At 71.8% G+C, this 21,055-nt stretch carries 16 protein-coding genes; 10 read left to right on the top strand and 6 right to left on the bottom strand.

From position 1 onward, the window contains the following. Positions 1-14 precede the first annotated feature (14 nt). A complete protein-coding gene (locus CLV67_RS22495; RefSeq protein WP_106321505.1) occupies positions 15-1,751 on the bottom strand; it encodes an ABC transporter ATP-binding protein in 1,737 nt (578 codons plus the stop codon). Further along, a complete protein-coding gene (locus CLV67_RS22490) occupies positions 1,748-3,445 on the bottom strand; it encodes an ABC transporter transmembrane domain-containing protein (protein WP_106321503.1) in 1,698 nt (565 codons plus the stop codon). Before CLV67_RS22490 ends, CLV67_RS22495 begins: the two co-directional genes overlap by 4 nt. A 1,370-nt stretch (positions 3,446-4,815) precedes the next feature. Between CLV67_RS22490 and CLV67_RS22480 the strand changes: the two genes are divergently transcribed. Beyond that, a complete protein-coding gene (locus tag CLV67_RS22480; protein ID WP_106321501.1) occupies positions 4,816-5,475 on the top strand; it encodes a response regulator transcription factor in 660 nt (219 codons plus the stop codon). Between the two features lie 14 nt (positions 5,476-5,489). Further along, positions 5,490-6,848: a sensor histidine kinase gene (locus CLV67_RS22475; protein ID WP_106321499.1), complete on the top strand. Its 1,359-nt coding sequence runs from the start codon at positions 5,490-5,492 to the stop codon at positions 6,846-6,848. Here CLV67_RS22475 and CLV67_RS22470 read toward each other — a convergent pair. Next, positions 6,838-7,743 (bottom strand): TAXI family TRAP transporter solute-binding subunit, encoded by a 906-nt coding sequence (locus tag CLV67_RS22470; RefSeq protein WP_106321497.1) that lies wholly within the window; start codon positions 7,741-7,743, stop codon positions 6,838-6,840. The two genes, CLV67_RS22475 and CLV67_RS22470, sit on opposite strands and share 11 nt — an antisense overlap. Before the next feature lie 143 nt (positions 7,744-7,886). On the opposite strand from CLV67_RS22470, the gene CLV67_RS22465 reads away from it, so the two are divergent. Continuing rightward, positions 7,887-8,540: a hypothetical protein gene (locus tag CLV67_RS22465; RefSeq protein ID WP_106321495.1), complete on the top strand. Its 654-nt coding sequence runs from the start codon at positions 7,887-7,889 to the stop codon at positions 8,538-8,540. 29 nt (positions 8,541-8,569) lie between these two features. Here the strand turns inward: CLV67_RS22465 and CLV67_RS22460 are convergent, their stop codons facing one another. After that, positions 8,570-10,042 carry an alpha-amylase family glycosyl hydrolase gene (locus CLV67_RS22460; RefSeq protein WP_106321493.1) on the bottom strand — a complete coding sequence of 491 codons (1,473 nt, stop codon included), beginning with the start codon at positions 10,040-10,042 and terminating at the stop codon, positions 8,570-8,572. Positions 10,043-10,085: 43 nt separating this feature from the next. After that, a complete protein-coding gene (locus CLV67_RS22455) occupies positions 10,086-10,508 on the bottom strand; it encodes a cupin domain-containing protein (protein ID WP_106322005.1) in 423 nt (140 codons plus the stop codon). A 171-nt stretch (positions 10,509-10,679) separates the two neighbouring features. On the opposite strand from CLV67_RS22455, the gene CLV67_RS22450 reads away from it, so the two are divergent. The 4 genes from CLV67_RS22450 (at position 10,680) to CLV67_RS22435 (ending at position 15,519) form a co-directional block, all read left to right on the top strand. Then, entirely contained in the window at positions 10,680-11,963 is a 1,284-nt protein-coding gene (locus CLV67_RS22450) for a pyridoxal phosphate-dependent aminotransferase (RefSeq protein ID WP_106321491.1), read from the top strand. A gap of 61 nt (positions 11,964-12,024) precedes the next feature. After that, on the top strand, positions 12,025-13,704 hold the full coding sequence (locus tag CLV67_RS22445; protein ID WP_106321489.1) for a sensor histidine kinase: 1,680 nt from the start codon (positions 12,025-12,027) through the stop codon (positions 13,702-13,704). Positions 13,705-13,726: 22 nt separating this feature from the next. Further along, complete coding sequence (locus CLV67_RS22440) at positions 13,727-14,929, top strand: GAF domain-containing sensor histidine kinase (RefSeq protein WP_239166439.1); 1,203 nt, start codon at positions 13,727-13,729, stop codon at positions 14,927-14,929. 17 nt (positions 14,930-14,946) lie between these two features. After that, on the top strand, positions 14,947-15,519 hold the full coding sequence (locus tag CLV67_RS22435; protein WP_106321487.1) for a hypothetical protein: 573 nt from the start codon (positions 14,947-14,949) through the stop codon (positions 15,517-15,519). Positions 15,520-15,529: 10 nt separating this feature from the next. On the opposite strand, the gene CLV67_RS22430 is transcribed toward CLV67_RS22435, so the two are convergent. Continuing rightward, positions 15,530-17,563, bottom strand: a complete 2,034-nt coding sequence (locus CLV67_RS22430; RefSeq protein ID WP_239166438.1) for an ATP-binding protein — start codon at positions 17,561-17,563, stop codon at positions 15,530-15,532. Between the two features lie 189 nt (positions 17,564-17,752). On the opposite strand from CLV67_RS22430, the gene CLV67_RS22425 reads away from it, so the two are divergent. The 3 genes from CLV67_RS22425 (at position 17,753) to CLV67_RS22415 (ending at position 21,044) form a co-directional block, all read left to right on the top strand. Beyond that, entirely contained in the window at positions 17,753-18,916 is a 1,164-nt protein-coding gene (locus tag CLV67_RS22425) for a S8 family peptidase (protein ID WP_106321483.1), read from the top strand. Between the two features lie 142 nt (positions 18,917-19,058). Then, positions 19,059-20,414 (top strand): NAD(P)/FAD-dependent oxidoreductase, encoded by a 1,356-nt coding sequence (locus CLV67_RS22420; RefSeq protein WP_106322002.1) that lies wholly within the window; start codon positions 19,059-19,061, stop codon positions 20,412-20,414. 219 nt (positions 20,415-20,633) lie between these two features. Further along, positions 20,634-21,044, top strand: a complete 411-nt coding sequence (locus tag CLV67_RS22415) for a response regulator transcription factor (RefSeq protein WP_239166437.1) — start codon at positions 20,634-20,636, stop codon at positions 21,042-21,044. Positions 21,045-21,055 lie beyond the last annotated feature (11 nt).

The raw sequence follows: 21,055 nt of genomic DNA, 5'->3' as shown, positions 1-21,055 counted from the left end.
TAGGTGAACCTAACCTAATGACCCCACGCGGTCCATAGGCGGGCGTAACCGCCCCCGGCCCGGCGCAACTCGTCGTGCGTGCCCTCCTCCACCACCCGCCCGTGATCCAGCACCAGGATCCGGTCGGCGACCGCGGCCTGGGAGAGCCGATGGGCGACGATCAGGGTCGTACGGCCCTCCGTCACAGCGGCCGCGGCCCGGTCCAGGTCCCGCGCGCCCGCGCTGCCCGCCTCCGCGGTCGCCTCGTCGAGCACCGCCACCGCCGGGTCGGCCAGCACCAGCCGGGCCAGTGCCAGCTGCTGCGCCTGCGCCGCGGTCAGCCGGTGCCCGCCCTCGCCGACCTCGGTGTCCAGACCGTCCGGCAGGGCACGCACCCAGCCCATCGCGCCGGCCCGGTCCAGCGCGGCCTCCATCTCGGCGCCGGTCGCGTCCGGGCGGGCCAGGCGCAGGTCCTCGGCCAGCGGACCGGCGAAGACGTGCACCTCCTGGCTGATCAGGGCGATCTCCCGGCGGGTACGGATCTCGCCCAGCTCGGACAGCGGTGTGCCGCCCAGGCGTACCTCTCCGTCGGCGGGGTCGATGATGCCGGCCGCGATCGCCGCGAGGGTGGTCTTGCCCGCTCCGCTGGCGCCGACCAGGGCCACCCGTTCCCCCGGAGCGAGACGCAGGGTCACGTCGGACAGCACGACGGGACCGTCGTCGTAGCGGTGCTCCCGGACCACGACGCTCAGCCCACGGCCCTCCGGGCGCGCGTCCGAGACATCCGAGTCGCGGGGGAGGGACGCCACGCCGACCAGCCGGGCCAGCGACGCGTTGACCTGCAGGATCGTGTCCGCCTCCATGAGCAGCAGACCGATCGGGTTGAACAGCCGGTGGAAGTACAGCGCCGCCGCCGTCGCCGCGCCGACCGTCGCGAGATCATGGCGGACCAGCAGGAACCCGGCGACCAGCACGGCCGCCAGCCCGAAGTACTCGGCCCGGTTGATCCGCGAACTGAACCGGGTGTAGAGCTTGAAGACCTCCAGAGACAGATCCCGGGCAGCCGCGGAACGATCCGCGATGCGATGCACATGGTCCGATTCGATGCGGTACGCCCGGACTGTTGCCGCCCCGTGCAGCGCGCCCGCCATCGCCTGCGACCGCTCCCCCGCCACGATCCGCTCCCGCGCGTAGAACGGCGCCGACCGCGGCAGGTACCAGCGCATCGCCAGGGCATACCCCGGCACCGCGGCCAGACCGGCCAGCCCGAGCCGCCAGTCCAGCACGAACAGCCCGGCCACCGTCAGCACCACCGACAGCACCGCACCGGCCAGCACCGGCCCACCGCCGGTCAGCGCGTTCGCGACCAGCGCCACGTCGTCGCCGGCCCGGGCCACCAGGTCACCGGTGCCGGTCCGCTCCAGAGTGGCCGACGGCAGATGTAGCGCCCGATCCACGACCCGCTCCCGCAGCCGGGCCACCACCGTCTCGCCGAGTCGCGCGAACACCGCCGCCGCGGCCGCGGTCAGCACACCGCCGACGACCGCGGCCCCCGCGATCACCCCGGCATGCGTCAGCACCCGGTCCGTGCCGGCGCCCGCGATCACGTCGTCGACCAGGCGGCCCAACACCCACGGCGCCACCAGCCCACTCGCCGCCGAACCGACCAGCAGCGCCACCGCGGCCACGCTCAGGCCGGGCAGCCGCGCGAACTCGGCGCCGAAGACCCGCCACGTCTCCCGCGATCCGGCGACCGGAAGGATTCCACTCATCGCAGCACCGCCGCCCGATAGCGCTCGTCGGTGTCGACGAGCTCGTCGTGTGTCCCCTCGGCGACGATCCGGCCGCCGTCCAGCACCGCGACCCGGTGTGCCGACCGCAGCAGCGCGGGACTGCTCGTGACGATCAGCGTGGCGCGTACCGAACCGGACCGGGCGGTGGCCAGCCGGTCCGCGATCAACGCCTCGGTCACCGCGTCGACGGCCGTCGTCGGGTCGTGCAGGACCAGCACCGGCGGGTCCGCGGCCAGCGCCCGGGCCAGGGCGACACGCTGGCGCTGCCCGCCGGACAGGTTCCCCCCGCGTTCCACCAGCTCGTGATCGAGGCCACCGGTCAGGACGTCCTCGGCGGCCGCCACGCTCGCCGCCGCCAGGATCGTCGCGTCCGGCAGGGCACCGGACACCGCGATGTTGGCGCGCAGACTGCCCTCGAACAGGGTCACGTCGTGCCGCTCCACCAGCACCACACCCCGCGCGGCGTCCAGCGACAGCTTCTCCAGCGGCACGCCGTCGATCTCCACCGAGCCCCGGTAGCCGTCCCGCGGCACGGTACCGGCCAGCAGGGCCAGCAGCTCGTCGGCGTCCCGCGGCTCGTGGGCGAGGACCGCCACGATCTCCCCCGCGTCCAGCCGCAGCCGCAGATCACCGAGTCCGCCGTACCCGATGCCCTCGAATCTGACCCTCGGCGGAGCCGTCGCCGGAACACCCGCCGCGCCCGCCGCCGGGACGTCAGCAGTGCCCGGCGTGACCATCGGCTCCGCCTCCAGCACCCGGGCGACGCGTCGCGCCGAGGCACGCGCCGACGCCCACATCTGCACGCAGAAGCCGAGCAGCTGCACCGGCTCGGCGATGAACTGCGCCAGCCCGACCACCGCCACCAGCTCACCGACCGTGATCCGGCCCTGCAGCGCGAACCAGCCGGCGAACCCGGTGATCACCGCGAGCAGCAGACCGTTCACCGTCGTCGTCAGCCCCAGATGCAGGCCCTTCGTGTCGGCGGCCCGCAGCGTGTCGGTCAGCGCGCGACCACTGGCCGCCGCGTAACGACCGGCCGCGTGATGCTGCGCCCCGAGACCGCGCAACACCCGCAGGCCGGTCACCAGGTCCACGGCGAGGGCGGTGGTCGCGGCGAGGGCCGCCTGCTGGGCCTCACTACGGCGGGTCAGCAGCGGCGCGAGAGATTGAAGACCGAGCACCACGACGGGTACGCCCAGAAGCACCCCGATGCCGAGCAGCGGCTCCACGAGCAGCAACGACACGGCGGCCACGATGAGCGCGACGCAGCCGGCCACCATGAGCGCGCCGGCCCGTACGATCTCGGAAGCCTGTTCGGTGTCCGACGCCGTCACCGAGAGCAACTCGCCGTCACGCAGGCCCGACCGCTGACCACGCGGATCCAGCGCCCGCCCGGCGATCTCCACCCGCATCAGGTGGGCCTCGTGCTCGCCGGCCGCGTTGCCGAACCGCGACCCCATCCGCCAGGCGAACGCCAGCACCGTGAACAGCACCGCGAGCCCCGCCAGCGAGACCAGCAGTGCGCCGGTGTCCGACGTGGCCACCGCCCGGTCGATGACCAGCCCGATCGCCACGGGGACGAGGGCCTCGGACGTCTGATGCAGACAGAGCAGCGCCACCCCGGCGGCGATCCGCCCCCGCTGGCGCCGCAGCGCCCGTCCAAGAACGCTCATGGACCCGCTTCCTCCCGAAGTGAGGACACCCTAACCTCCGGCGATCACGCTTCCGTCGTCCCCGCCGCACCCACGCCGTCCCACACCCGCGCGTCCACACCTACGCGTCCACACCTACGCCGCACCCGGCGCGTGCACCTCCCCCCGCCCCGCGCGTCCGCACCTCGCCGCACCCCCCCGTCCGCTCCTCGCCCGTCCGCACCCCGCACGTCCGCATCCACCCCGCCCCACACCCCGCGCGTCCACACCTACGCCGCACCCCGCCGGCACCTCGCACCCCGGCACCCCGCACATCCGCACCCACCCCGCCTTGGGATCCCTTGCCACCGCGCCCGCGGATCTTGGGCGAAAGCGATCCCCCTGAACGCATGAAGGACCGGCTTCTTCAACGGCCGGTCATTCTTGGACGTCAATGCGTGCCTAGCCGGCGACAGTCCTTCAAGGTCACCCTGAGCGACGTTTGATGCTCAAGATTTGCGAGCAGGGGAGGCGCGAAGCAGCACGAACGGCGACCAGGGCGCAAGATCCACAAAGGCTGGCGTCAATCGGTGTCAAACGGAAGCCGCCGCGCACCCACCCCTCGATCTTGTGAGTTTGCGGCAGGACGTCTGACCGAAAAGTCACAAGATCGGCGGACAAGGCAGCGCGGACGACGGTCAGCGCACAAGATCTGTGAGGATCGCTGTCGATTGGTTACGGCGCGGAGTGGCCGGGTGCCCCGCCCACCCCCGACCCGCCGACCCGCCGTGCCGCCCGCCGCCCGCCGCCGCACCGCCCCCGCCGCCCCCGCCGCCCCGCCGCCGCGCCGCGCCGTCGCTCATCGGTACGGCAGATCTTGTGGGGTTCGGCCGCCATCTCGACCCGAACCTCACTAGATCTGCCGCCAAGAAGGCGAAGCGGCGAAGCGGCGGGCGATCTTGTGCGGCTACGCCGCTCCAGCGACCACAAACTCACAAGATCGGCCAGCACGGAAGCGGTGAGGCGAGTGCGGTGAGGCGAGTGCGGCGAGACCGGAGCGGCTAGGCAGGCGCGGCGAGACCGGAGCGGCTAGGCAGGCGCGGCGAGACCGGAGCGGCTAGGCAGGCGCGGCGAGACCGGAGCGGCTAGGCAGGCGCGGCGAGGCAGGCGGCGAGACCGGAGCGATGAGACCGGAGCGGTGAGGCGGGCGGGGTGGGCGTGGGGGACCGCCTCAGCCCCGGCGGTCGCGTTGGGCGCGGGAGGGTGCAGCCCCCTCGCGCGGACACCCACGTTACTCAGCGTAGACCGTACGAAATCGTTGATAGGCCGTGCCAAGCCGGTCCGGGAGGGTGCCGCCGGAAACAAACCGCGGTTAACGTTCGGGGTCGGGGCGAGGATTGGCGGATGAACCCATGCGGATACTGCTGGTGGAGGACGACCGCAGGGTCGGGGCCGTCATGTCGTCGATGCTGCAGCGGCGCGGTTACGCGGTGGAGCACGCCGCCACCGCCACGGCCGCGCTCGAGGCCGCTCCCTGTGATCTCGTGCTGCTCGATCTGAATCTTCCGGACGGTGACGGGCTGGAGGTCTGCCGGGAACTTCGCTCACGCAACGAGCATCTGGGGATCATCGCGGTCACCGCGCGTGGTGAGGAGCGTGACCGGGTGACCGGGCTGCGGGTCGGCGCGGACGACTACGTGGTGAAGCCGTTCTCGATGGCCGAGCTGCAGGCGCGGATCGAGGCACTGCTGCGGCGGACGGTGCGGCAGGCGCCGGCGGCCGGCGGGGTCGTCGAAGTGGGGCCGGTCCGGATCGATCCGGCGGCGCGGACCGTCTCCGTCGGGGGCGAGCCCAAGACGCTGACCCGCAAGGAATTCGACATCCTCGTGTCGCTGGCGCGGCAGCCGGGGGTGGCGATGGCCCGCGAGCGGATCATGCTCGACGTCTGGCAGACCACCTGGTCGGGCAAGCACACGCTGGAGGTCCACGTAGCCTCGCTGCGGGGCAAGCTGGGTGATCCCGGGCTGGTGGAGACCGTCCGCGGCGTCGGATACCGTTTGCGCACCACTTAGCAACGGGAGACGGCGTGCGCAGGCGGCTGGTGATCACCTACCTGCTGCTGCTCTGCATGGTGCTGCTCGCGCTGGAGATTCCGCTCGCCGTGACCGTGGCCAGCCGGGAGACCGACGGCGCCGTCGCGGACCGGCTGGCCGACGCGACCCGGTTCGCGTCGCTGGCCGCCCCGGCGGTGCGCAGCGGCGACATGGACGCGCTGAACGACGAGTTGCGCCGCTACCAGGAGCTCTACGGCATCGGCGTGATGCTGTTCGATCAGGATCAGGTGGTGCTGAGCGCGTTCGGCACCCGGCCGGCTGCTCCGGCGGTCGCGGTTCGCGGGGCGCTGGCGGGGCATCAGGTGAGTTCGCCGGGGACGCTCTGGCCGTGGGTACGTGAGCCGCTGATGGTGGCCGTGCCGATCAGTGACGGCGGCGCGGTGCTGGGTGTGGTGCTGACCGTGTCGCCGACCGACCGCAGCCGGCGCGACGTGCTGACCGTGTGGCTCGTGCTGACGCTGGTCGGGGCGCTGGCGGTGGCGGCCTGCCTGACCACCGCGGACCGGCTGGCGAGCTGGGTGCTGCGTCCGGTGACCCGGCTGGACGCGGCCGCCCATGAGATCGCCGAGGGCGACAGCGCGGCCCGGGTGGTGCCGGGCCTGGGCCCGCCGGAGCTGCGGCGGCTGTCGGCGAGTTTCAACGAGATGGCCGACGCGGTGGCCGAGGCGATGGAGCGGCAGCGGTCGTTCGTCGCGCACGCCAGCCATCAGCTGCGCAACCCGCTGACCGTGCTGCGGCTGCGGATCGAGGACCTGGGCAGCCGGCTCGACGACGACGACCTGCGGTCCGATCACGAGTTCGCCCTGGAGGAGACCGATCGGCTGGCCGACGTGCTGGACGGGCTGCTCGCGCTGGCCCGGGCCGAGCGGGGCCGGCATCAGATCGAGGTCGCCGACGCGACGGCGCTGACCGCGGACCGGGTGAAGGCGTGGCAGCCGCTGGCCGAACGGCGTGAGGTGGAGCTGGTGGCCGAGCTGCCGGACGGCCCGATGCCGGCCCGCCTGGTGGCCACGGCGCTCGATCAGGCGCTGGACGCGCTGATCGACAACGCGCTGAAATTCACTCCGGCCGGTGGGCGGGTGGTGGTTCGGCTGCGGTCTGCGGACGGCGGGGCCGAGGTGTCGGTACGCGACACGGGCCCCGGAATGACCGAGGAGCAGTGCCGGCAGGCCACCGAACGGTTCTGGCGGGCGGCGGACGCGCAGAACGTGGACGGCGCCGGCCTGGGTCTGTCCATCGTGGCGGTGCTGGTGGAGGCGTCGGGTGGCCGGTTCACGCTGGCGCCCGCGGACACCGGCGGCCTGAACGCGACGATCCGCTTCAGGGCTTGACCGATTTGTAATAGCGGGCCGCTCCCGGGTGCAACGGCACCGGCAGGGTGGAGATCGCGGCTCGCAGCTCCAGGCGTTCGGCGGCCGGGTGGGCGGCCGCGAGTTCGCCACGCCGTTCCATCAGCAGCCGGGTCAGGTCGTAGGCGAGGTCCTCGGGCATCGTGGCGGACACCACGAGCAGGTTGGGCACGGCGACCGTGGCGACCGGCGGCAGTGAGTACGCCGAGGTCGGCACGTCCCGGACGACGTAGACGTCGCCGTAGTCGTCGCGCAGTTCGGCGGCCCAGTCGGACAGGTCGACGATCCGGATGCCCGCCTCGGTGCGGAGCTGTTTGATGCCGTTGACCGGGAGCCCGCCGGAGAAGAAGAAGGCGTCGATCTCGCCGCGTTCCATGGCGAGGATCGAGTCGTCGAGGCTGAGTTCACGCCGCTGGACGGCGTCGGTCATGCCGGCCACGGAGAGCAGCCGCCCGACGGTGATGGTGGTGCCGGAGCCGCGGGCCCCGACCGAGACCCGCCTGCCGTTGAGGTCGGTCAGGTCGTCGATCGTGCTGTCCGAGCGGACCACCAGGTGCAGCAGGTCGTCGTAGACGCGGGCGAGCGCGACCAGCGAGTCGGCCGGTTCGCCGCCGGGGACGAGGACGTCGGCCTGCGCGAACCCGATCTCGGCGGCGCCGCGGGACACCAGCTCCATGTTCTCCGCGGAGGCGGCGGTGGGGAGCACCGTGGCGTCGGTGTCGGGGAGTTCGCGCTCGATGATGGCGCCCATGGCGGTGCCGATGGCGTAGTACACCGCGGTGGGACTGCCGGTGGCGATCCGTACGCGGCGCTTCTCCGCAGTCCCGTCGGTACAGCCAGTGACGACCAGGAGCAGGGCCAGCCCGGCTAGTGCCATGCGGCGGCTGCTGAAAAGGGTCACCACTGATCCCCACACGGGACGGCCCGGTCCGCGCAAGTTTCCCTCAAGTCTGCTCCGGCGGAGTACCGGCCGAACGGCCCATCGGTCACCGTGACGTAGATAACGGGAGGGAGATGCCGATGGACCCGACTTCGATTCGTCCGGTCGTCCTGGCCGATGCACTGCCCGGCGCTTTCGAGTCGGCGTGCCTGGTCGAGTGCGTGGACAACTCCCGGCCCCAGCGGCAGCCACTCCCCGCGCCGGTTCCCCGGTCCGGGGAGGCGCTCGCCGAGTTCGACCGGGAGGACGCCGCGGACCGGCTGGTCTATCTGCTGGACGGTCTCGGTTGTGAGGCGGCGCGCGAGGTACGGATCGGGGGCGGGCGCCGCCGCTACGAGGTGCAGCGTGTACTCGTACCGGAAGCGCAGCGTCTCGCAACCAGCCGGATGCTGGCGGCGGCCTGGCGGCAGGGCCGTCAGGCGCTGCTCGGCACCGAGCAGCTCGGTGCGTCCTCCCCTCGGCACGTGCAGCGGCTCACCCTGGCGCAGGCCGCCTGGCGGGCCGCTCTGCTCGCGGCCGGGCAGCGCCGGCGCGGCCACCTGCTGTGGGTGACCCTGCGCGATCAGGAGATCGCCGCGGTGCTGGTCCGCGCGGCACGGTTGCTCGGGGTGACCGCCGAGGTGGCCCGGCGGCCGGGTTGTCTCGTGGTGACCGTCGCCGCCGAGGAGGCCGCCGCTCTGCCGGCGACCCCGCCCCGGCTGCGGCTGCGTGCGGGAACGGGAGCGCTGGTCTAGGCCCTGACGCGCGGCTCGCGCGACAGAACCTAGGCCGGTTCGACGGCGAGGACGTGGGTGGCCCACGGCGGGAGATCCACATAGAGGCCTTCGGCGGCCAGCTCGTCGCCGTCGCGGTCGAAGACCCGGCCGTCGAGCAGGTCGGTGAGTTCCCACGAACGCCCGGCCAGGCCCGGCCACGGCAATGGCACGCGGGCCTGCGCCGGTGCGTCGCCGAAGTTGACGACGACCAGGTGCCGGGTGGCGCCCTCGTGCCATGACCAGGCCACCACGTCACGGTGGGACGGGTTGTCGGGCCAGCCCCGGACGTCGAGCAGCCGCCACTCGCCGCGGCGGAGGCCGGCCGCGACGGTCAGCAGCCTGCGGTGGAACGAGCGCAGGTCGGGGTCGGCCGGTTCGTCGGGGTATCGCCCGAGGAAGACCGAGAGATGGGTACGCCGGCCCTCGAACTGCCCGTCGTGCCAGAGGGTGGCTCCGGGCAGGGTGGCGATGGCGACCGCGGCGGCCCGGTCGCGGCCTCCGGGCATGCTCGCGGCGGCCCGCGGCTCGTCGTGGTTCTCGGTGAAGCGCAGCAGGCCGTCCTGGTACCCGCGGTCGGCGACCAGGTGCTTGCGCAGCGCCTCGGCGCCCTCGTGGGTGAGCCGGTCGTAGAGGCGCTTGTCGTAGCAGAAGTCGAAGCCCTGCCGCTGCAGCGTCCACTCGGTGTCCCAGTACGCCTCGGCGATCAGCACGAGACCGGGGTGTGCCGCCTTGACCCGCTCGATGATCGGCGGCCAGAACTCCTCGGCCGGGACCTCACCGGCGTACGCGCCCCAGGTGCCGGCGAAGATGTCGTTGGTGACCAGCATCGCCATGTCGACGCGGACGCCGTCGCACTGTTCGCCGATCCAGGCCAGGGTGGCGACGGTGGCCTCTCGGAGGCCGGGGTCGAACGCGTTGAGCTGGGCGACGTCCGGCCAGGGCGGGAAGTAGGGGTCGCGGCCGAACGCCAGGATGCGGCCGGCCGCCTCGAACCAGCCGCCGGGGTCGGCGGCCAGGTCGGCGGCGCTGCCCTGAATGAACCAGTTCGGGTGGTCGGTGGTCGCCGGATGGTCGGGGGCCACGTGGTTGGGCACGTAGTCGAGGATCAGCCGGAGCCCGCGCCGCTTCAGCTCGGCGCGTGCCGTGGCCAGGCCCTCCGGCCCGCCCAGGCGGTCGTCGACCCGGTACTGGCGCACGCAGTACGGCGAGCCGACGACGTCGCTGTCGGCCAGGTCGGGCAGGGCGGCGCGGAAGGCCCGCTGCAGCGACGCGTTCTCCCGGGCGACGGCGAGCCCGGCGGGGCTGCGTTCCCAGACGCCCATCAGCCAGACCGCGTTCACGCCCGGCGCGGCGACCTCGTCCCACACCTCACCGGGCACGTCCGCGAGGGTCACCGGGCGCGAATACCGCCGGCTCAACCCGGCCAGCCACGGCCACGTGCCGATCTCGTAGATCACCGGCGCCGTCGGCCACCCCGTCATCGACTACCCCCTCCAGTACGTCTTCCCAACTCTAGGCGGGAGATCAGCAGCCGGGGTCGGGTGCGTCTGTGGAGAGCGGCACACCCTTGGGGGTCGCGTAGACAACGTCGAGGATCACCGTACGGCTGCCCCGGTTCTCGCCCAGGTGGGCCAGCGGCTCACCGGGATGCTCCATCAGGCTCTCGCCCTCGCCGTACCGCCGGGTCGTGGTGCAGTCGGCCATCCGGTGGACGAGCGTGCCCTCGCGCACGTTCGCGAAGACCAGTCCGGGGTGCCGGTGCCAGCCGGTGCTGCCGCCCGGGACGATGGTGATCTCCCGCAGCACATAATCGGTGTCGTCGACGGTCCACTGCCAGACGACCCGGGCGGTCACCCCGTGTCCGGGGGTCGCGTGGGCCGGGCTCGCCGTCATCACCGCCCCGGAGACCACCAGACTTGCCAGAAACGTCCTGATCAAACCGCGCATTCCGCATCCCTCCGTGACGGCCACCTGACGGAGAGAACGACTTAGTTGATCATTTCGACTCGGGAGGAGCCGCGAAGTTCTTCCTTTCCTGTCCCTTAAGCCTCGAACGTTTTGTGTTCTCCCCCCGTACTGCGTGGCGGCACGATCACCGAGGGGTTCGGGAGGACAACTGTGGCACGGACCGGAATCGACACGTCGATGCTGCACAAGGGTTCGCACAGCGCGTCGTACTTCGACGTGGCGCGTGCCGCGGGCGAGGGCGTGGAGATCGTCGACTTCTGCATCCCGTGCAACCCTTACTTCCCCACACCGGAGATGTTCGACGAGCTCACCCGCGACCTCAAGAGCATCCTCAAGTACTACCCCAGCGACTCGGCGACCATCACCAAGAAGCTGGCCAGCGTGCTCGGGCTGCACCCGCAGACGGTGGCCATGGCGAACGGATCCACGGAGCTGATCACCTGGATCGACCACCTGCTCATCAAGGAGAGCGTGGCGATCCCGATCCCGACGTTCGGCCGGTGGACCGACCAGCCGATGGAGACCGGTAAGCGGGTCGACATGTTCCCGCTGCAGGAGCGCGACGGCTTCCGCCTCGATCTGGAGGAGTACGTCGAGTTCATCCGGGAGCGCAAGTCCCGGGTCGCGGTGGTCTGCAACGTCAACAACCCGGACGGCCACTACATCCCGCGGCGCGACGTGATCCGCTTCATGGACACGCTCAGCGACCTGGACCTGGTGGTCGTCGACGAGTCGTTCATCGACTTCTCCGACGCCGAGCGCTACCCCTCGGTCGGCCCGGACGCGGTGATCCGCCCGAACGCGGTGGTCCTCAAGAGCCTCGGCAAGAACTTCGGCCTGCACGGCATCCGGTTCGGATACATGCTGGCCAACCCCGCGATCTCCGGCAAGATCGCGAGGATGCTGCCCAAGTGGAACCTCAACTCCCTGGCGGAGAAGGTCGTCCACATGATTCAAGAACATGAGATGGAGTACGAGGAGAGCCTGCGCCTGCTCAGCCGGGACCGCCGGTCGATGGGCCGGGAGCTGCAGCGCATCCAGGGGCTGACCGTCTTCCCGTCGCAGGGCAACTTCTTCCTGGTGAAGCTGCCGAACGAGTGGTCGGGTGTGGCGCTGCGCGACTACCTGGTCGCCAATCACGGCATCATGACCCGTGAGTGCGGCAACAAACTGGGTATGACCAGCCAGTTCATGCGTCTCGTGGTGCGACCGGCCGCCGACGTGGACCGGCTGGTCGACGGCATGCTCGACTACGCGCAGCGCTTCCACAGCCGCTCGGTCTACGACAGCGACCCGCTGGAGAACGTCCGGATGGAGACCAGCCGCCGCTGGGCCGACACCGGGGCGTACGACGACCAGCCGGAGGCGCCGCTGCAGTACCCGAACCACCGCACCGGGAGCGAGTACACCGCGCGCCGCGCCGCCGTGGGCTGACGCTCAGCGAACCGCGCTTCCCGCCGATAGGCAGCGGAGGGGGAGGCTCGGGGAGCGACGAATGACCTACCGCAGTTCGCTGGTACGCACCGGCGTGTTCGCCGTCGTGTATCTCGTCGCGGTCTGGGCCGGACGCCTCACTGTGATGGACTCCACCAACTTGAGCATGGTGTGGCCCGCCGCGGGGATCGGGGTGATCTGGTTCCTCGTCCAGCGGAAGGCCCCCGCTCGCTGGGCGGACGTCGCCGCGCTCGCCGTGATCACCCTCGGGGTGAACTCGGCGACCGGCGCGTCGATGACGATGGCCGGGATCTTCGTGGTCGCCAACCTGGTCCAGCTGTGGGTGTTCCTGCGGCTGATCGACCGCTGGGGCGGCGATCGCCTGCGCACCACCCGTGATCTGTGGGGCCTGCTCGCCGCGGCGTTCACCTCCACCGCTGCCGGCGCCGCCTTCGGGCCCACCGGGATGTGGCTGCTCACCGACCGGTACTCGTGGCCGGCCACGTTCGTCTGGCTGGCCCGCAACACCGCGAGCATCCTGCTGATCGGTGCGGCCGGCTTGCTGATCGGCCAGGCCGCGGCCGCCTACCGGGAGCGGTACGGCGACCTGTCCGGCTGGTGGCGGCGCGCCGGGCGGGCGCTGGCCGCGACACCGCGCCAGCGGCTCACCGAGTACACCGCGCTGGCCCTCTGCTCGACCGCCGCCTACCTGGCCGGGTTCGCCTACGCGCAGGGCCTGCCGATCGCGTTCACCCTGATCGCCGTGACGGTCTGGGCCGGCACCCGGCTGTCCACCCCGTTCGTCGTGCTCCACGACCTGGTGGTGGGCGTGATAGCGGTGGTCTTCACGCTGAGCGGGCAGGGTCCGTTCGCGAACATCCCGGACCCGGCCACCCGTGCGTTCGTGGCGCAGTTGTTCGTCGCCATCGTGGCGGTCGTCGGACTGGTGCTGGCGCTCGGCCGCGACGAGCGGGCCGAGCTGCTGACCGAACTGGCCGCCGAGAAGGCCGAGCTGGCGGCCTTCGCCGGAGTGGTGGCGCACGACCTGCTCAACCCGGTCACCGCGGTGCAGGGCTGGGCCGAGACGGCCACCGACGCGGTCGAGCTGGCGGCCAGGACGCCGGAGACGGCCCGGGCCCTGGACGCCCTGGACCGGGTGGAGCGGGCCGCGGTCCGGATGCGGTCACTGATCGACGGGCTGCTCGATCACGCCACGGCCCGGGACGGGGCGTTCACCTCCCAGCCGGTGGATCTGGGGCAGGTGGTGGCGGACGTGACGGTGGCCCGGCTCGACGCGGCGATCGGGGCCGGGCTGCCGGCGCCCCGATTCACGGTGGCCGACCTGCCGGCGGTGCAGGCCGACCCGGTTCTGATCCGGCAGCTGCTGGACAACCTGATCGGCAACGCGATCAAGTACACGGCGCCGGGTGTCACCCCGGCGCTGACGGTGACCGCGTCCCGCATCGGCGACATGGTCCAGGTCTGCGTCGCCGACAACGGCATCGGCATCCCGGACGGCCAGCACGACGAGATCTTCGGCAACTTCCATCGGGCCCACTCCACCCTGGGATACGCGGGGACCGGGCTCGGTCTGGGCATCTGCCGGCGGATCGTGGAACGGCACGGCGGCACGATCACCGCCACCGACAACCCGGGCGGCGGGTCGCGGTTCGTGTTCTCGGTCCCGGCCGCCGTTCCGCCGACGCGGCAACCCGTCCCCGATTCCGCTCAGCTCCACTGAGCCGCCGCCGAAGAGCAGTCGTGTGGAGCGCGTTCCCCGGGACCCGGACGAAAAGGCGAGGCTGGCGGCCCTGCAGTCGTACGACGTGCTCGATCGGCCCCGGCCGGCCGCGCTCGACGATCTGACGCGGCTGGCGGCATCGATGTTCGACACGCCGATGGCCGCGGTGTCGCTGGTCGACCGGGACCGGCAGTGGTTCGCCGGAAGCCACGGCCTGGCCGACGAGCAGACCCCGCTCGACGTGTCGTTCTGCAAGTACGTCGTCCCGGCCGGCCAGCCGCTGATCGTCCCGGACGCGACCCGCGACAGCCGGTTCGCCGGTCTGCCCAACGTCGTCGGCAAGCCGAACGTGCGGTTCTACGCCGGAGCGCCGATCGTCGACGAGGACGGGCACACCCTCGGCGCCATGTGCGTGATCGACGACCGGCCGCGCCGGGTCGACGACGCCCAGATCCGCAACCTGGTCACCTTCGCCGGGCAGGCGGCGGTGCACCTGACCTCGATCCGCAACCGGCTGCGGATGGCCGACCTGGGCGACGAGCTGGCCCGCGCCTCGCAGCGCGAGGACGACCTGGTCGCCACGATCACCCATGAGCTGCGTACGCCCGTCGCGTCCATCCAGGGCTATCTGGAGATCCTCGGCGATCAGGAGGACCTGGCCCCGTACCGGAGACTGATCGAGCCGATCCACCGTAACGGCGAGCGTCTGGTCAGCATGGTCGACCACCTGCTCGCCGGCACCCGGCCGGACGAGGCGCCGCTGCCCGCCCCGGTCGGTCCGGTGGAGCTGGACACCGTCGTGGCGGCGGCGGTCAACGGCTGCCGCCCGCTGATGGCGTTGCGCGCGGAGAGCGTACGCGTGCGGTGTGACGCTCCGGTGCGGGTGCGCGCCGATCTGACCCGGCTGGCGCACGCCATCGGGCAGCTGCTGCGCAACGCGCTGCTGTTCACCCCGGCCGACCGTCCGATCACGATCATCACGGGTTCGGCGCCGCGCCCGTTCGTGGAGATCACCGATGCCGGGGTCGGGATCCCGGCCGGCGAGCTGCCGTTCGTCTTCGACCGTTTCTACCGCGGCCGGTACGCCCGTGAGCAGGCCGTCCCCGGTGTGGGCCTGGGTCTGACGATCGCCCGCAACATCGTCGAGGCGCACGCCGGGACGGTGACCGTGGACGTCTCACAGGCCGGGGTCACGGCTCGCGTCACCCTGCCCGTGGCTGCCTAGGCCCTAGGCTGAGAGGTATGGACCAGCCCGGCGCGATGCCTGTCGACGACGTCGTGGCCGTGATCATCCGGCGGCTCGCTGATCAGCAACGGGTCGTTCCCGCGTACATCGTGCGTGACGCGATCGAGGCCACCCTGCGCCGCCGCTCCGCCGAGATCGGCCTGGTCCCCCTCGACGTCGCCGAGGAGCTGATCAACGGTTTCTGCAGCGGGGCCGCCGTGCCGGAGGACGACGCGGACACCATGCCGGCGGTGCTCAGCGGCGACGAGACGGGCCGGCTCATGACGGCGCTCGGCCTGGCCGTGCACGTGGCCGCGTTCAACCTGGACCGCGACCGCCTGCGCGTCGCGCAGATCCTCAACGGGGCCGCGGCCGCGATGGTGGCGCTCGGTTCCGGGGCCCGTGCCGCGTACGCCGACGGCACCTCGGCGGTGCTGCTGTCGCCGGCCACCCTGCGGACGGTCCGGACCACCGTGATCGGCGTCCTGCAGGGCATCCAGGACCGCGGGTGGCAGGCCCGGCATCTCGATCAGGCGGGTACGACCGCCCTGTTCGGCGGCGTCCTGGACATGCTGGGCGCGGTGCCCTGAGCGGTCGCCGTCAGCGGGTCGGGGCCAGCGCCCGGGCATAGGCGGAACGCCCGGCCGGCAGGGTGAACGACATGCGGTTGCCGGTGCCGTGCGGGTTGGCGACCGCCTCGATCGTCCCGCCGTGCCGTTCCACGATCCGCTTGCAGATCGCCAGCTCCAGCCCGTTGGAGTCGGATCCCTTGTCGCGGTGGAAGTTCGTCCAGATCTCGTGCCGCTTGCCGGGCGGGATGCCGACGCTGTTGTCGAGGATGTCGATGCGCACCATCCTCTTCGGCGCCGGCTGGCAGGAGATCGCCAGGTACGGCCCGACGCCCGGGGCCATCATCCGCAGTGAGTTGTCGATCAGGTTCTCCAGCAGCTGGCGCAGCAGCACGGGGTCGGCGTCGACCGGGTCGAGCCGGCCCACCTCGAAGTACGGCGGCGCCGCGCCGGTGCTCTCGGCATGGTCGAGGCGGCTGTTGACGATGTCGCCGACCAGCAGGGCCAGGTTGACAGTGGTCGGCATCAGCTTGCCGTCGCGGGCCGCCGTGTACGACAGCAGCCCATTGAGGAACGTGCGCATCCGGGCGGAGGCCCGCTGAATGCGCTCCACCCGCTCTGCCGGCTGGTATCCGGCCAGTTCCTGCTCCAGGACCTCGGACCAGCCCTCGATCGTGGTGAGCGGGTTGAGCAGGTTGTGCGCGACCCGCCCGGCGAACGACATCAGCTCGTCGCGGTGGCGCCGGTCGGCGGTGACGTCGTGGAAGACCACCACCACGTGGTACGGCCCGGTGACGAGCGCCAGCCGGGCCACGTTGAACCGGACCACCCGTCCCTCGGGCACCGCGGCGTTACGTACCAGCACGTCCATGGGCGCGGCGTCCTCACCGGCCAGGGCACGCACGTGCGGCAGTTCGGCGTCGGTCAGCGGGGTGCCGTCCGGCCGGAAGAACCCGTGGTCGCTGCCGAGCGCCACGGTGCCGGTGACCGAGCTGGCGCTCCCGAGCAGGCGTCCGGCGGCCGGGTTGCGCAGCACGAGACGGCCGGTGTGGTCCAGGATGGCGAGGCCCTCGGTCATCGAGTCGACCACCGTGGTCATCATCGTGGCCCTGTCGGTGGCCTCCTGCTCGGAGACCTTCAGGCGCTGGATGAGGCTGTCACGTTCGTCGCGGACGAGGGCGAGAGCGAAGCCGACGGCGCCGACGATGCCGACGTAGAGCTGGATCAGCAGCGCGGTCGTGCCGATGTCCGCGACCCTGGCGTACGGCCCGTGGCCCCCGATCGTGTAGAGCAGGGCGACGAACCCGAAGACCACGACGTGGACGATAGCCACCGAGGTCGGCATCCGGAGCGCGGCCCACACGGTCAGCGGGATCAGCAGGAAACCGACCGGCAGATCCTCGTGGCTGCTGAACACGTACCAGTAGGCGACACCGGAGACCGCGACGATCGCGGAGCACTCCAGCCAGCGGTCACGCCCCAGGCCGCGCAGCTCTGCCCAGCGGTTGCGGTGCAGGTGGCCGATCCGGCGGAGAGCGACGCCGAAGAGCACGACGGCCACGGTGTCGCGGACGAGACGGGTGACCGTGCCGAGGCCTGAGAAGCCGCCGTCCGCGCCGGCGGCCAGCTCGCCGACCACGTGCAGCAGGGTGCCGGTGACCGAGGCCAGCGCGGCGCAGAGGAGCAGGCGCCACAACTCGCCCAGCCGGGCCAGGGACCGGCCGCCGTCCGGGCCGGCCCAGAGGCCGGGCAGCCAGCGCCCGGCCGCGACGATGAAGACCATCGGGCCGACCATCGCCGGGGCGATCTCCAGCAGTGCGACCTCGATCCCGGCGCCGGCCGCGGCGAGCCCGCCGAAGGTGATGACGCCGATGGCGACCATGTCCACCCAGCGCCACCGGGACTCCCTGCGGTTCACGAGCCACAGCACGGCCACACCGGCGGCGGGCCAGATCATCGGCAGGCCGGGGTCGCCGAGCGTCGTCCGGGCGCCGGCCAGCACGGCGATCAGATGGAGCACCGCGAACCCGGCTGCGGGCGGCACGCCCATCGAATTTCTCATCATCCCGCCTCGTGTCGGCTGGCGTCCCCTTTCTCCCCCTGTCGGCACCTCGAGGCAAACCCTGAGTCGAAGATATATACAAGTCGATATCTACTGTCCGACGACTACCGCGCATACGCTCACGGCGGAGCTGTCCGAGCGATGAGCATCTATCCCTGTGCTCGACGCCGGCAGGCGCGAGAGAGGAAGATCATGGCGATTCGACGCAATGGTGGCCGCATCCTTGCCGCCGGTCTGTTCGCACTGGCGGTGGTCGCGACGGGTACCCCGGCCGCGGCGGCCCCGGCCACCGGCCAGATCCGGCTCGCCGGCTCGGCGGACGCGATCCCCGGGAGCTACATCGTCGTCCTCAAGTCCGGCAAGCAGGAGGCCGGCCTCACCAAGACCTACGGCGGCGCGGTCAAGCGCAGTTTCGGCAAGGCCCTCAACGGTTACGAGGCGACCCTGACCGAGGCCCAGGCCAAGCGGCTCGCCGCGAACTCGAAGGTCGAGTACGTCGAGCAGAACCGGGTGATCACGCTGGCCGCGACGCAGACCAACGCGACCTGGGGCATCGACCGCATCGACCAGCGGGCCCGCCCGTTGAGCACCACGTACACCTACCCGGTGACCGCCTCGAACGTCACCGCCTACATCATCGACACCGGCATCCTCTACAGCCACAGCCAGTTCGGCGGCCGGGCCACCCCCGGCTACGACGCGGTCGGCAGCGGCGGGGTCGACTGCAACGGCCACGGCACCCACGTCGCCGGCACGGTCGGCGGCTCCACGTACGGCGTCGCGAAGGCCGTCAAGCTGGTCGGCGTCCGGGTGCTCAACTGCTCCGGCTCCGGCACCACGGCCGGTGTCATCGCCGGCGTCAACTGGGTGACCAACAACGCCGTCAAGCCGGCGGTCGCCAACATGAGCCTCGGCGGCGGCGCCAGCACCTCCATCGACACGGCGGTCCGCAACTCGATCGCGTCCGGCGTGACCTACGCGGTCGCGGCCGGCAACTCCAACGCCAACGCCGCGAACTACTCGCCGGCCCGCGTCGCCACCGCCATCACGGTCGGATCGACCACCAACACCGACGCCCGGTCCAGCTTCTCCAACTACGGCAGCACCCTGGACATCTTCGCGCCCGGCTCGTCGATCACGTCGGCCTGGTACACCAGCAGCACCGCCACCAACACGATCAGCGGCACCTCGATGGCGTCCCCGCACGTCGCCGGTGCGGCCGCCCTGGTCCTGTCGCGCAACCCGAGCTACACCCCGGCCCAGGTCTCCTCGGCCCTGACCACCAACGCCACCACCGGCGTGGTGACCAGCGCGGGCAGCGGCTCCCCGAACCGCCTCCTGTTCGTCGTGCAGTAACTCAGGCAAGTCACGAGAGGCCGGGGACGAGGTTCCCCGGCCTTTTGTGACAGCCCGGAGCTGTGCGGATCATCGCGCCCCCGACAGGACTTCCAGCCCCCGGAAAAGGGTTCTACTGGACGTAGCGAGGAGCGTGATCGAGATGATCGGACAGCAACGGCACAGGGTCGTCGTGATCGGAGCGGGCTTCGGCGGCAAGTACGCCACCCGGGCGCTGCGGAAGGCGCCGGCCGACGTGACCGTCGTCAACGGGACCAACCACCACGTGTTCGAACCGCTGATCTACCAGGTCGCCACCGGTGTCCTCTCACCCGGTGAGGTGGCCACCCCGGTCCGCGAGCTGTTCCGCCGCCAGCCCAACACCGAGACGCTGCTCGGCTGGGTGACCGATGTGGACGTCGACAACCGCACGGTCACCGCGACCGCGCCCGGCGGCCTGCCCTACCAGGTGCCCTACGACACCCTCATCGTCGCGGCCGGCACCACCCAGTCGTACTTCGGCAACGACCGCTTCGCCGAGCACACCATCAGCCTGAAGAGCGTCGACGACGCCGTCGAGCTGCGCTCGCGGATCCTCACCGCCTTCGAGATGGCCGAACTCGAGACCGACCCGGCCGCCGCGGCCCGCTGGCTCACCTTCGTGATCGTCGGCGCCGGCCCGACCGGCGTCGAGCTGGCCGGCCAGATCGCCGAGATCGCCCACCGGACCCTGCCCGGCGAGTACCGCCGCATCGACCCCGCGCAGGCGCGCATCGTCCTGATCGACGCCGTCGACCGGATCCTGCCCACCTTCACACCGGGCTCGTCAGCCGCGGCCACCGAGCGGCTGCGCAGGATCGGCGTCGAGGTCAGGGTCGGCGCCCGCGTTACCGACGTCGACGCGGCCGGTGTCGAACTGGCCGGCGGCGAGCGCATCGACGCGATGACCCGGGTGTGGAGCGCCGGCGTGGCCGCTCCCCCGCTGGCCGCGCGCATCGCCGAGGCCACCGGTGCACCGGTGGACCGCACCGGCCGCATCCGGGTCGAACCGGACCTCACGGTCCCCGGCCACCCGGAGATCTTCGTGGTCGGCGACCTGGCGAGCATGGACGGCCTGCCCGGCGTCGCGCAGGTCTCCATCCAGGGCGGTACGTACGCCGGCCGCACCATCCGGCGCCGCCTCACCGGCAGGCCCGCCGGCAAGCCGTTCCACTACTTCGACAAGGGCAACATCGCCACGGTCTCCCGGTTCTCGGCGGTCGCCGACCTGCGCGGGCTGCGCCTGTCCGGCCTGGCCGGCTGGCTGCTCTGGCTCGGCGTCCACTGGGCCTACCTGCCGAAGGGCCGCAACCGGGCGAGCTCCCTGGTCCGCTGGGCGGTCGCCTTCCTCGGCAGCGGCCGCCCGGAACGCGCCGTCACCGCCCGCCAGGCCGGCCTCCCCTCCACCCAGCGTGGTGACCTACGCCCACCCGCGAGCCACAACTCACCACACGAACAGCACTCCAGCACTACGTGGTGACCTACGCCCACCCGCGAGCCACAACTCACCACACGAACAGCACTCCAGCACTACGTGGTGACCTACGCCCACCCGCGAGCCACGCGGGGGTGCCGGGGCGGATCGCAACCGGCACGCAACCGAGGTTTCAGTGGCGAGGGCGGCGAGCGGGCCGATGTCTGCGGTCAACTCGGCGGCGCTGCACCGCCGCCCTCGAAGACCGGAGACACCATGACGGCCATGATGGACATCGCTCCCGTTCTCCCGACCACCGGCACCGGCCCGGTGGTGCTCGTGGCCGACGACGACGAGGGTGTGCGTGACCTGGTCACCTTCAAGCTGGAGATGGCCGGGTACCGGACTCTGACGGCGGCCGACGGCTGTACGGCGCTGACCGTGGCCGCCGAGGCCCGGCCGGATCTCGTGGTGCTGGACATCGCGATGCCGGGCATGGACGGGCTGAGCGTCTGCTTCCGGCTGCACGACGACCCGGCCACCGCCGAGATCCCGGTGATCATGCTGAGCGGGATGGCCTCCGAGACCGACATCGAGCTGGCGTACGTCTCCGGCGCCGAGGAATACCTGCCCAAGCCGGTGAACACCGGTGAACTCGTGCGACGGGTGAGCTGGCTGTTGCCCCGCCGCCCCTGACCGCAACCTCA

This window comes from Actinoplanes italicus (genome assembly GCF_003001815.1).
In the GTDB taxonomy this organism is placed as follows: Bacteria; Actinomycetota; Actinomycetes; order Mycobacteriales; family Micromonosporaceae; genus Actinoplanes; species Actinoplanes italicus.
The sequence above is the reverse complement of the archived record's forward strand: the minus strand, read 5'-3'. Positions and strand labels throughout refer to the sequence as shown.

Excerpts from the sequence above, each read along its gene's own strand:
- CLV67_RS22495 (WP_106321505.1), bottom strand. The coding sequence starts at position 1,751 with ATGAGTGGAATCCTTCCGGTCGCCGGATCGCGGGAGACGTGGCGGGTC.
- CLV67_RS22490 (WP_106321503.1), bottom strand. The coding sequence starts at position 3,445 with ATGAGCGTTCTTGGACGGGCGCTGCGGCGCCAGCGGGGGCGGATCGCC.
- CLV67_RS22480 (WP_106321501.1), top strand. The coding sequence starts at position 4,816 with ATGCGGATACTGCTGGTGGAGGACGACCGCAGGGTCGGGGCCGTCATG.
- CLV67_RS22470 (WP_106321497.1), bottom strand. The coding sequence starts at position 7,743 with ATGGCACTAGCCGGGCTGGCCCTGCTCCTGGTCGTCACTGGCTGTACC.
- CLV67_RS22465 (WP_106321495.1), top strand. The coding sequence starts at position 7,887 with ATGGACCCGACTTCGATTCGTCCGGTCGTCCTGGCCGATGCACTGCCC.
- CLV67_RS22460 (WP_106321493.1), bottom strand. The coding sequence starts at position 10,042 with ATGACGGGGTGGCCGACGGCGCCGGTGATCTACGAGATCGGCACGTGG.
- CLV67_RS22455 (WP_106322005.1), bottom strand. The coding sequence starts at position 10,508 with ATGCGCGGTTTGATCAGGACGTTTCTGGCAAGTCTGGTGGTCTCCGGG.
- CLV67_RS22445 (WP_106321489.1), top strand. The coding sequence starts at position 12,025 with ATGACCTACCGCAGTTCGCTGGTACGCACCGGCGTGTTCGCCGTCGTG.
- CLV67_RS22435 (WP_106321487.1), top strand. The coding sequence starts at position 14,947 with ATGGACCAGCCCGGCGCGATGCCTGTCGACGACGTCGTGGCCGTGATC.
- CLV67_RS22430 (WP_239166438.1), bottom strand. The coding sequence starts at position 17,563 with ATGATGAGAAATTCGATGGGCGTGCCGCCCGCAGCCGGGTTCGCGGTG.
- CLV67_RS22425 (WP_106321483.1), top strand. The coding sequence starts at position 17,753 with ATGGCGATTCGACGCAATGGTGGCCGCATCCTTGCCGCCGGTCTGTTC.
- CLV67_RS22420 (WP_106322002.1), top strand. The coding sequence starts at position 19,059 with ATGATCGGACAGCAACGGCACAGGGTCGTCGTGATCGGAGCGGGCTTC.
- CLV67_RS22415 (WP_239166437.1), top strand. The coding sequence starts at position 20,634 with ATGATGGACATCGCTCCCGTTCTCCCGACCACCGGCACCGGCCCGGTG.